We start from the raw sequence: 10,110 nt of genomic DNA on the forward strand, positions 1-10,110 counted from the left end.
GGTCAGCCGATGTCCGCGCCTCTGCCGCCGGACCAGCGTGCGGGGCTGCTGCAGGCGACCGACAAGCCCATGTACTTCGCTCCCGGCACGTTCAAGCTTGCCGCGATGTCGTTGGCGACGTTCGGCCTGTACACGATGTACTGGTTCTGGCGTAACTGGCAGGCCATCCAGCGCGAAAGCGGCCAAGACCTGTGGCCGTGGGCACGTGCAGTGTTCTGCCCGCTGTGGTGCTTCTCCTGCTTTGCCCAGCTCGCCGATCTGGTGCGCGGCCGCCGCCGCGAACTGGCCTTTCCAGTGGCGCTGCTGGGCATTGTGTTCCTGGTCCTCAACCTGGTCGGCCGGCTGGACAACGCCGCCTCCCTGCTGGCGTTCCTGAGCTTCGTTCCGTTGTTGCCGGTCAACGCGCTACTGCGCCAGTACCATCGCGACGAGCGCATCGACAGCACGCGACTGGACCGCCTGACGATCTGGCACGTCCTGATCCTCCTGGCAGGCGGCATGTTGTTGTTGATGCTCCTGGCGGTGATCATCCTGGGCGAAGTAAGCATCACCCTGCCTGAGGCACGCTGAGCTGGATTGATGATCTGGGTTCATGACCGACTGCACCTGGACACCTTCAATCCCGCTCCGGGAGGTCTGTATGGTGGCAGGCCATCCACCGCGCGCCTGACGGGCGCAGGAGAACTCCCATGCAATCACGAGAACTGGGCAACAGCGGCCTGCGCGTTTCAGCGCTCGGCCTGGGATGCATGGGCCTGAGCTTCGGCTACGGCCCGGCCACCGAAACCCGCGCGGCCACCGCGCTGCTGCACGCGGCGGTCGAACAGGGCGTCACCTTCTTCGATACCGCCGAGGTCTACGGCCCGTTCCGCAACGAGGAACTGCTTGGCCAGGCGCTGGCGCCGTACCGCGACCAGCTGGTGATCGCCACCAAGTTCGGGTTCAAGGACGGGCATGCCGATGCCGGCCTGGACAGTCGTCCCGAGCGTATCCGCGCGGTGGCCGAGGCCAGCCTGTCGCGGTTGAAGACCGACCGCATCGATCTGTTCTACCAGCACCGGGTCGATCCCCATGTGCCGATGGAAGACGTCGCCGGCACGGTCCGGGATCTGATCGCCGAGGGCAAGGTGAAGCACTTCGGTTTGTCCGAAGCCGGCGTGGACAGCATCCGTCGCGCGCATGCGGTGCAGCCGGTGGCCGCACTCCAGAGCGAGTACTCGTTGTGGTGGCGCGAACCCGAGCAGAGCGTGCTGCCGGTGTTGGAGGAACTCGGGATCGGCTTCGTCCCGTTCAGTCCCCTCGGCAAGGGTTTTTTGACTGGCGCGATCAACGTCGATACGCAGTTCGCCGCCGATGACTTCCGCAACAGCGTGCCGCGTTTTGCCGCTGATGCGCGCCAGGCCAACCAGGCCCTGGTCGACCGCATCAGTGCCATTGCCACGGCCAAGGGCGCCACGCCGGCACAGGTCGCCCTGGCCTGGCTGCTGTCGCGCAAGCCGTGGATCGTGCCGATTCCCGGCACTACCCAACTGCATCGCCTGGCGGAAAACCTGGGCGCGGTATCGCTGCAGCTCGATGCCGCCGACCTGCAGCAGATTGGCGATGCGCTGGACAGCATCGCCATCGTCGGCGACCGCTACAACGCCGCGCGACAGGCGCTGGTCGCGCGCTGAGCTGGCATTCGTCTGCCCGGACGCACGACCAACGGTCGTGCGTTACCGGTGCATGGCGTAGCGACGTCGGCCATCACGCCACGCACCGGACATCCCGGTAGGTACCGACCATGGGTCGGCACGCCTCCTCAGCCCCGGATGAACGCCAACAGGTCCGTATTGATCACGTCCGCGTGCGTCGTGCACATGCCATGCGGGTAGCCCTTGTAGACCTTCAACGTGCCGTGTTTCAGCAGCGTGATCGACAGCTCGGCCGAGTCGGCGATCGGCACGATCTGATCGTCGTCGCCGTGCAGCACCAACACCGGCACGTCGATCTTCTTCAGGTCCTCGGTGAAGTCGGTTTCTGAAAACGCCTGGATGCAGTCGTAGTGCGCGTTGATCGCGCCGGCCATGCCCTGCCGCCACCAGTTGTCGACCACGCCCTGCTGCACCGGCGCACCCTCGCGGTTGAAGCCGTAGAAGGGAATGGGCACCTCGCGGTAGAAATTGGCGCGGCCGGCGAGCAGTTGCGCGCGGAAGCCGTCGAACACGTCCTTGGGCGTGCCGCCGGGATTGGCCGCGCTCTTGATCATGACCGGCGGCACCGCACCGACCAGCACCGCCTTGGCCACGCGGCCGGGTTTGGCCTGGGCCACGTAATGGGCCACCTCGCCACCGCCGGTGGAGTGGCCGACATGGACCGCATCGCGCAGGTCCAGGTGGTCGACCAGTGCGTTGACGTCGGCCACGTAGGTGTCCATGTCATGGCCCCCGCTGGTCTGCGAGGAACGGCCGTGGCCGCGCCGGTCATGGGCGATCACCCGATAGCCCTGCAACAGGAAGAACTGCAGTTGGGTATCCCAGTCGTCGGCGCTGAGCGGCCAGCCATGGTGGAACACGATGGGCTGGCCGTGGCCCCAGTCTTTGTAAAAAATCTCGGTCTTGTCGGGCGTGGTGACAAAAGGCATGACGCGGACTCCGGGGGAGGGAAGGGCGGGGCGGGAAGTGCCTTGGCATGCTGCGCAGCAGCGCGTTCAGCCGGCATGAAAGACCGATGTCGATTTCCCCCGCCCTGGTGCGTCGTAGGAGCAGAACCGTCCATTCCGGCGCGGTCGCACCCCCCCAGCGAGGCAACGTCATGCGCGATACCCCCAAGGTCAATGGCCCGGCGTCGTATTTCCCGTCCATCGAGAAGACCTACGGCCAGCCGGTCGGGCACTGGCTGGCGCTGCTGGCAGCCCAGGGCGGGGGCAGGCACATGGAACTGGTGGCCTTCCTCAAGACCGAGCACGGGCTCGGCCATGGGCATGCCAATGCGCTGGTGGCGCACCATCTCAGGAGCGGCTGACCCCGCAGAGGGGCGGCTGAATCGCGTTCACCTGCAACTGTCACGCCGATCGTGTCTAATACCGCTCCCCACGTTCACCCCCCACCCCCATGTCCCTTGATTCCCATGGCCCCGCGCCGTGCGACGACGCTGACGGCCACCTGGTCACCGCCGGCCCGCTGACCCCGCCGCCGGACAGTGCCGGTACCGTCGCCGACGAAACAGCGCTGCGCCATTCGGTGGCCGAGGACGTGCAGGGCATGGTCCTGGCCACGTTGGTGGCCTCGCTGGGGCTGGCCATCTTCGCCAAGGGTGGGCTGATGATCGGCGGCATGGCCGGGCTGGCGTTCCTGGCCCACTACGCCTTCGGCTGGAATTTCGGCCTGGTGTTCGTGCTGGTCAATCTGCCGTTCTACTGGGTGGCCGTGCGCCGGATGGGCTGGGAGTTCACCCTGAAGACCTTTGCCGCGGTCACCGCCTGCGGCGTGCTCACCGACCTGCTGCCGCGCTGGGCCGACTTTGCCCACATCGCCCCGCTGTACTCGGCGCTGGTGGGCGGCGCGCTGGCCGGGCTGGGCATCCTGTTCTACATCCGCCACCGCGCCAGCCTCGGCGGCATCGGCATCCTCGCGGTGTACCTGCAGCGCACCCGTGGCTGGAGCGCAGGCAAGGTGCAGATGTCCTTCGACACGCTGCTGATGTGCGTGGCTTTCTTCGTGCTGTCCCCGTCCCAGGTGATGTACTCGGCCATCGGCGCGGTGGTGCTCAGCCTGGTGCTGATGTTCAACCACCGGCCGGGCCGGTACATGGGCGTCTAACCGGTAGGTGCCGACCGCTGTCGGTGCGCGATCCCCGCCACGGTCAACACCAACGGTAGCCGTCTACCGACCGGCCGACGCGGGCCGCGGGTCGGCACGCAGTTTCTGCAGCCGCGCGTACACCGGGCAGTCCGGGCTGTGCGCGCCGGGCAGGTAGCCCAGGCTCATCAGGAACTCGCCGGTGATCTCACCGCCGGTGAAGCGGAACGTCTTCTTGAACAGCTTCACCCACCCCGCCTTGTCCTGCGGGTGGTGCGCGTCCAGCCACGCCGCAAAGCTGCCATGGCTGGCCCGCAGCTGCTGGATCACTTGCGCGTTGTGGACCGCCGCATGCACCTTGAGCCGGTTGCGGATGATCCGCGCATCGCCCAGCAGGCGCTCGATGTCGCGTTCGCCATACGCGGCCACCGTGTCCACGTCGAAGCCGTCGTAAGCCGCCCGGAAGCCCTCGCGCTTCTTCAGGATGGTTTCCCAGCTGAGCCCGGCCTGGTTGATTTCCAGCAGCAGGCGCTCGAACAGCTCGCGCTCCTCGCGTTGCGGGAAGCCGTACTCGTGGTCATGGTAGTGGCCGTGGACGGGATGGCCGGGGGCGATGAGGCAGTAGCCGGACACGTACAGCTCCTTGGAATGGCGGGTCAACCGCGCAGGCCGGGGCACGCGCAGGTCTGCATTATGTCAGCGCGAAAGCGCACATCGCGGCCAGCGGCTAGAATGGCCCCCATGTCCGAGCTTTCCACCTCCCTCGCCCATCACCTGCTGGTCGCGCTGCCGTCGCTGACCGATCCCACCTTCGCGCGCAGTGTCGCGCTGATCTGCCAGCACGACGACAACGGTGCGATGGGGGTGCTGGTCAACCAGCCTTCCGAGTACACGCTGGGCGAAGTGCTGGCGCAGATGGATATCGACACCGACGACAGCGCCCTGCGCGGGCAGGTCGTGCTCAATGGCGGCCCGGTGCATCCCGAGCGCGGCTTCGTGCTGCATGACGATGCACGCGGCTGGGATTCCAGCCTGGCCGTTGGCCAGGGCGTGTTCCTGACCACCTCGCGCGACATCCTCGAAGCGATGGCGCGCGGCGAAGGGCCACGCAATGCGCTGGTCACCCTCGGCTGCGCCGGCTGGAGCGAAGGCCAGCTGGAAAGCGAGTTGTCCGAGAACAGCTGGTTGGCCGTGCCGGCCGATACCGATATCCTGTTCAGCACGCCGCTGGACCAGCGCTGGCAAGGCGCGGCGTCGCGGATCGGCGTGGACCTGTTCCGCCTCACCGATTACAGCGGCCATGTCTGAGCCGGTCACGCCAGCGGCGTCTGCCGGCACGCCACCGGGCATCCGTCGCGACGGCACGGTGCTCGGCTTCGATGTCGGCTCACGCCGGATCGGTGTCGCGATCGGCAGTTCGTTCGGCACCCATGCGCGGGCGATCGCGGTGATCGACGTGCACGGCAACGGACCGGACTGGGCCGCGGTCGAACGCCTCATCAAAGAGTGGCGGCCCGATGGCCTGGTAGTCGGCGATCCGCTGACCCTGGACGGCCAGGACCAGCCCAACCGCAAGCGCGCGCAGGGCTTTGCCCGCCAGCTGCGGGAACGTTTCAAGCTGCCGGTGGTGCTGGTCGACGAGCGCTCCAGCTCGGTCGAGGCGGCCCGCCGGTTCGCGGTCGAGCGCGCCGAAGGGCGCAAGCGTCGCCGCGATGCCGCCACCCTGGATGCGGTGGCCGCCGCGGTGATCATCGAACGCTGGCTGTCCAGCCCCGACGACGCCACCCCCGTTTCCTGAGCCCAGACCCTGCCCATGACCGCCTCGCAACTTGATTCCGATGGACGCCTGCGTCACCTGCTGACCCTGGAAGGTCTGCCCCGTCAAACCCTGTTGCAGCTGCTCGACCGCGCCGGTCAGATCCGCGATGCGGCGGTTGGCCGGGTCGGCAACAAGCGCCATGTGCTGGGCGGGTCGGCGGTGTGCACGCTGTTCTTCGAACCCTCCACGCGCACCCGCAGCTCGTTCCAGCTGGCCGCGCAGCGGCTGGGTGCGGACGTGCTCAACTTCGATGCGTCCACCTCGTCCACGCGCAAGGGCGAAACCGCCTGCGACACGCTGAAGAACCTGGAAGCGATGGGCGTGCGTGGGTTCGTCGTGCGCCACCCCGACGATGGCGCCGTGGCCGAACTGGCGTCCGCCGCCGGCGAAGGCACCGCGCTGATCAATGCCGGCGACGGCCGCAGCGCGCATCCCACCCAGGGCCTGCTGGACATGCTCACCCTGCGCCAGGCCAAGGGCAGCGATTTCTCGAAGATGAAGGTGCTGATCGTCGGCGATGTGAAGCATTCGCGCGTGGCCCGCACCGACCTGCATGCGCTGCGCACGCTGGGCGTGGGCGAAATCCGCGTCTGCGGCCCGCAGTCACTGCTGCCCGACGATGACACCCTCAAGGGCTGCATCGTCGGCCAGGACTTCGACGCCCTGCTCGAAGGCGCCGACGCGTTGATGATGCTGCGCCTGCAGCGCGAGCGCATGGAAGAAGGCCTGGTGCCCTCGATCGAGCAGTACCACGCGCAGTACGGCCTGGATGCCGCGCGCCTCAAGCGCGCCGGCACCGATGCGGCCGTGCTGCACCCCGGCCCGATCAACCGCGGCGTGGAAGTCACCGACGAAGTGGCCGACGGCCCGCAGTCGTGGGTGCTGCGCCAGGTCGCCAACGGCGTCGCCGTCCGCATGGCGGTGCTGGAAACCCTGCTGGGCTGACCAGCCTGGCGGTGCCGGCCACTGGCCGGCTCCACGACCGACCGGGGTAGTGCCGGCCGCTGGCCGGCTCCACAGCCAACCGGGTAGTGCCGGCCGCTGGCCGGCTCCGCATGAACCTCACCCTCGTGATGAGCCGGCCAGCGGCCGGCACTACCGGTCATGGGGCCAGATGCTCCATGTGTATGGATAGTCCCCGACCTGTTCGGACAAGCCTGCGCGGACCGGATTGCCGAGGATGTACATGGCATGCCGATGCAGGGAATCCTCAGAGCGGACCGCGTGATCGTGATACCCCGCCTGCCACACCGCGCCGCCACGGCCGCGCATGCGGTTGAGTGCCAACGCACTCGATGATTTGAAGCGGCGTGCTACATCGCTCAGTGGTTTTGCGTCCAACTCCAACAGCCAATGCACATGGTCCGGCATCACCACCCAGGCCAAGGAGCGCGCATAGCCGCGCTGATCGATCTCCTGCAGGTGGGTGATGGCAATGGCTGCGGCGCGGGGGTCTGCGAACCAGCGGCGGCGGTTGTCGCAGACCATCGTCAAGACGTAGCTCTGGCCGGGAAGCGAACAGCGGCCTACGCGTAGTCGGGAGGAGCTCATGACGCATCTTCAGCGATCCCACAGCGTCGCGATGCCGGTCGAATACCAAGGCACGTGTGGGGAAGAGCCCCGGTAGTGCCGGCCGCTGGCCGGCTCTGCATGAATCCAACGGCATGGGGAGCCGGCCAGCGACCGGCACTACCGGGGGATTGTGGGTTTATGGGGAGCCGGCCAGCGGCCGGCACTACCCGGCGAATGTGGGTTTATTGGGAGCCGGCCAGCGGCCGGCACCACACGGCGATTGTGGGTTTATCGGGAGCCGGCCAGCGGCCGGCACTACCCGGCGCGATCAGCGGCGCTGCGCGAACAGCCACGCCCACATCGCCGCATCGGCATAGGTGGCATCCCAGGCATTGTGGTTGCCGTCCGGATACTCGGTGTAGCGCACATCGTCGGCGCCCGCCTGGGCGAATGCGGCCTTCAATCGGCGGTCGTCCTCCGGCGGCACCACGTCATCCAGCGCGCCATGGAACATCCAGATCGGCACGTGTTTGAGGCGCTTGGCGATGGCYGCGTACGGATCGRCTTCATGGGCCACGTCCTCCACGAACAGAGTGGGGCGCACCGCGCGTGGGGCCAGCACGGCGCCGCAGACCGGCACGATGGCGGCAAAACGCTGCGGATTGTCCAAGGCGATGTTCCAGCTGCCGTAGCCGCCCATCGACATGCCGGTCAGGTACTGGCGCTGCGGGTCGGCGCCGAACTCGGCAAGGGTGGCATCCAGGGCCGCCAATGCCATCCGGTTGTTGGCCCCCGACCATTCTTCGCCAGCGGGCGCCTGCGGCAACACGACCAGGGCAGGGAAGCGGTCAGCGTGCCGGTGCAGGTAGGGGCCGAGGCCGGCCTTGGTCTGGCGACGGCCGTCGCGGCCACGCTCGCCGGAGCCGTGCAGGAACAGCACCACCGGCAAGGGTCCGGCATCGGCCGCCGCCGCACGCGGCACGAACACCTGGTAGTGCGCCGTGCGCCCCTCAACCTTGACCGCGCGCGCGACGAAGTGGCCGCGCGCTGTCTCCGGGACGCTCGCGCAACCGGTCATGACCATCATCGCCACCGCACCCAGCAGCCACCCACCCCAACGTCGCGCCATTGTCGTGCCCTGATTGAAATCGTTTTCAGTCTAGGCGCCCTGGCGGCGGGGGGCATCTTGCAGTGCATCAGTCCGGGCGCGGCACCGAGGCCAGGATCTCCAGCTGCTCGATCGCCTCGGGATGCCCGTCGGCGGCGGCGGCCTGCACCTGTGCCAGGCTGGGGTGGACCACCAGCAGGATCKGATTCTCGCAGTGCGGGCAGTCGAACTGCGCCTCGTCTTCGTGCAGTTCCATGGGCATCTGGCGCGCGCTGCCCTGCCACTCGCAGGCAGGGCAGGTGTAGCGCGCATCGCGCCAGCCGGGTTGGAAATAGTTGTCCAGGGTCAGGGCCATGCGGGGTCCGGAATCAATGCAGCAGGATCAGGGTGGCCAGGCCGAGGAAGCTGAAGAAGCCCATGACGTCGGTGACCGCGGTGACCACCACGGTACCGGCCACGGCCGGGTCGACGTTCATGCGCTTGAGCATCAGCGGCAGCAGCACGCCGGCCAGGGCGGCCGCGCAGAAGTTGATGACCAGCGCCATGGCGATCACCAGCGACAGCAGGAAACTGTGGAACCACACATAAGCGATGATGCCCACCACCGTGCCGATCAACGTGCCGTTGATCAGCGCCACGCGCGATTCCTTCCACAGCAGGATGCGTGCATTGCTCGGGCCGACCTGGCCCAGCGCGATGCCGCGCACCATCAGGGTCAGCACCTGCACCGCTGCGTTGCCGCCGACGCCGGCCACGATCGGCATCAGCACGGCCAGGGCGACCACCTTCTGCAGGGTCAGCTCGAACTGGCCGATCACGCTGGCGGCCAAGAACGCGGTGCACAGGTTGATGCCCAGCCAGACCACGCGGCCGCGTACGGCGCGCTTGATCGGCGAGAACAGATCTTCTTCTTCGTCCAGGCCGGCGGCGCCCAGCGCCTGGTGCTCGGCCTGCGAACGGATGATGTCGACCACGTCATCGATGGTGATGCGGCCGAGCAGGATGTTGTTGTCGTCCACCACTGGCGCGGACACCCAGTCATGGTCGGAGAACTGCCGGGCCACTTCATCGGCGTTCTCGCCGACGTCGATCGCCGGTTGTTCGTCATCGATCAGCCGGTTGATCGGGGTGTTGTCCTCGTGGGTCACCAGTGCGGCCAGCGATAGCCGGCCCAGGTATTGGTGACGGCGGCTGACCACGAACAGGTGATCGGTGTGGTCGGGCAGTTCGCCGCGCAGGCGCAGGTAGCGCAGCACCACGTCCACGTTGACGTCGGCGCGCACGGTCACCACATCCGGGTTCATCAGGCGGCCGGCGCTGTCCTCGGGATAGGACAGCACCTGCTCAAGCCGCTCGCGGTTCTCGCGGTCCATCGACTTGAGCACTTCATCGATGACCGTATCGGGCAGATCTTCGACCAGGTCGGCAAGGTCATCGATGTCCAGGTCTTCGACCGCGGCGATGATTTCGTCCGGGTCCATGTCGGCCAGCAGGCTTTCGCGCACTTCCTCGCCGACGTGGACCAGCACCTCGCCGTCGTCTTCCGGATCGACCAGGCCCCACACCACCTCGCGCTTGCCCGGCGGCAGCGATTCGAGCAGGTTGCCGATCTCGGCCGGCGCAAGCGTGTTGACCAGCCGGCGCACCGGACCCAGTCGCCCGCTGTCCAGTGCATCGGACAACAGCCGCAGTTGGCGTGCCGTCTTGTCGTGGCGTACGGCTTCGGCCATGGGCAGCTCCTGCGGAAAAGAAAAGGCCGCGATCCGGAACAGGATGCGGCATGTGCGGTGGTCACCGCGTCATTATCGCGTGCTTGTGTGTCAATCGGGTAGGTGCGCAGGCGGCGATGCGCGTGTGGACGCACGCACTCGGCGACGGTGGTGCCGGCCCCC

General features: G+C 67.5%; 13 protein-coding genes. 7 read left to right on the top strand and 6 right to left on the bottom strand.

What is annotated here, in order from left to right; translation table 11 throughout:
- On the top strand, positions 1–570 hold a 570-nt coding region (locus ACXJKH_RS09065; RefSeq protein ID WP_457319177.1), incomplete at its 5' end, for a hypothetical protein.
- 119 nt (positions 571–689) lie between these two features.
- Positions 690–1,673, top strand: a complete 984-nt coding sequence (locus ACXJKH_RS09070; RefSeq protein ID WP_457319178.1) for an aldo/keto reductase — start codon at positions 690–692, stop codon at positions 1,671–1,673.
- A 128-nt stretch (positions 1,674–1,801) separates the two neighbouring features.
- Here the strand turns inward: ACXJKH_RS09070 and ACXJKH_RS09075 are convergent, their stop codons facing one another.
- On the bottom strand, positions 1,802–2,623 hold the full coding sequence (locus ACXJKH_RS09075; protein WP_457319179.1) for an alpha/beta fold hydrolase: 822 nt from the start codon (positions 2,621–2,623) through the stop codon (positions 1,802–1,804).
- A gap of 170 nt (positions 2,624–2,793) precedes the next feature.
- Between ACXJKH_RS09075 and ACXJKH_RS09080 the strand changes: the two genes are divergently transcribed.
- Positions 2,794–3,003 carry a DUF4287 domain-containing protein gene (locus ACXJKH_RS09080; protein WP_457319180.1) on the top strand — a complete coding sequence of 70 codons (210 nt, stop codon included), beginning with the start codon at positions 2,794–2,796 and terminating at the stop codon, positions 3,001–3,003.
- An 89-nt stretch (positions 3,004–3,092) separates the two neighbouring features.
- Complete coding sequence (locus tag ACXJKH_RS09085) at positions 3,093–3,800, top strand: YitT family protein (RefSeq protein ID WP_256775704.1); 708 nt, start codon at positions 3,093–3,095, stop codon at positions 3,798–3,800.
- Positions 3,801–3,863: 63 nt separating this feature from the next.
- Here ACXJKH_RS09085 and ACXJKH_RS09090 read toward each other — a convergent pair whose 3' ends face one another.
- The gene (locus ACXJKH_RS09090; protein ID WP_457319186.1) at positions 3,864–4,412 is read right to left on the bottom strand and encodes a DNA-3-methyladenine glycosylase I; all 549 of its coding nucleotides are present in this window, start codon (positions 4,410–4,412) and stop codon (positions 3,864–3,866) included.
- Between the two features lie 108 nt (positions 4,413–4,520).
- Here ACXJKH_RS09090 and ACXJKH_RS09095 point away from each other — a divergent pair, with 108 nt between their 5' ends.
- From ACXJKH_RS09095 to ACXJKH_RS09105, 3 genes are read left to right on the top strand one after another with little or no spacing between them, the layout of a single operon-like run.
- Positions 4,521–5,087: a YqgE/AlgH family protein gene (locus ACXJKH_RS09095; protein WP_457319181.1), complete on the top strand. Its 567-nt coding sequence runs from the start codon at positions 4,521–4,523 to the stop codon at positions 5,085–5,087.
- Positions 5,080–5,577, top strand: a complete 498-nt coding sequence (ruvX, locus tag ACXJKH_RS09100; protein WP_457319182.1) for a Holliday junction resolvase RuvX — start codon at positions 5,080–5,082, stop codon at positions 5,575–5,577. The genes ACXJKH_RS09095 and ruvX overlap by 8 nt, the downstream gene beginning before the upstream one ends.
- Before the next feature lie 15 nt (positions 5,578–5,592).
- Positions 5,593–6,543 (top strand): aspartate carbamoyltransferase catalytic subunit, encoded by a 951-nt coding sequence (locus ACXJKH_RS09105; RefSeq protein ID WP_256775707.1) that lies wholly within the window; start codon positions 5,593–5,595, stop codon positions 6,541–6,543.
- Positions 6,544–6,693: 150 nt separating this feature from the next.
- Here the strand turns inward: ACXJKH_RS09105 and ACXJKH_RS09110 are convergent, their stop codons facing one another.
- The 4 genes from ACXJKH_RS09110 to mgtE form a co-directional block, all read right to left on the bottom strand.
- Entirely contained in the window at positions 6,694–7,149 is a 456-nt protein-coding gene (locus tag ACXJKH_RS09110; protein ID WP_457319183.1) for an REP-associated tyrosine transposase, read from the bottom strand.
- A 289-nt stretch (positions 7,150–7,438) separates the two neighbouring features.
- Positions 7,439–8,239, bottom strand: a complete 801-nt coding sequence (locus tag ACXJKH_RS09115; protein ID WP_457319184.1) for a carboxylesterase family protein — start codon at positions 8,237–8,239, stop codon at positions 7,439–7,441.
- 67 nt (positions 8,240–8,306) lie between these two features.
- Positions 8,307–8,573, bottom strand: a complete 267-nt coding sequence (locus ACXJKH_RS09120; protein WP_457319185.1) for a hypothetical protein — start codon at positions 8,571–8,573, stop codon at positions 8,307–8,309.
- Positions 8,574–8,586: 13 nt separating this feature from the next.
- Entirely contained in the window at positions 8,587–9,948 is a 1,362-nt protein-coding gene (gene mgtE / locus ACXJKH_RS09125; RefSeq protein ID WP_256775711.1) for a magnesium transporter, read from the bottom strand.
- Positions 9,949–10,110: the final 162 nt, after the last annotated feature.

The organism is Stenotrophomonas sp. P5_B8, assembly GCF_054049855.1.

Bases quoted from the DNA above. Each gene is read 5' to 3' on its own strand.
- ACXJKH_RS09070 (WP_457319178.1), top strand. From the start codon at position 690: ATGCAATCACGAGAACTGGGCAACAGCGGCCTGCGCGTTTCAGCGCTC.
- ACXJKH_RS09075 (WP_457319179.1), bottom strand. From the start codon at position 2,623: ATGCCTTTTGTCACCACGCCCGACAAGACCGAGATTTTTTACAAAGAC.
- ACXJKH_RS09080 (WP_457319180.1), top strand. From the start codon at position 2,794: ATGCGCGATACCCCCAAGGTCAATGGCCCGGCGTCGTATTTCCCGTCC.
- ACXJKH_RS09085 (WP_256775704.1), top strand. From the start codon at position 3,093: ATGTCCCTTGATTCCCATGGCCCCGCGCCGTGCGACGACGCTGACGGC.
- ACXJKH_RS09095 (WP_457319181.1), top strand. From the start codon at position 4,521: ATGTCCGAGCTTTCCACCTCCCTCGCCCATCACCTGCTGGTCGCGCTG.
- ruvX (WP_457319182.1), top strand. From the start codon at position 5,080: ATGTCTGAGCCGGTCACGCCAGCGGCGTCTGCCGGCACGCCACCGGGC.
- ACXJKH_RS09105 (WP_256775707.1), top strand. From the start codon at position 5,593: ATGACCGCCTCGCAACTTGATTCCGATGGACGCCTGCGTCACCTGCTG.
- ACXJKH_RS09110 (WP_457319183.1), bottom strand. From the start codon at position 7,149: ATGAGCTCCTCCCGACTACGCGTAGGCCGCTGTTCGCTTCCCGGCCAG.
- mgtE (WP_256775711.1), bottom strand. From the start codon at position 9,948: ATGGCCGAAGCCGTACGCCACGACAAGACGGCACGCCAACTGCGGCTG.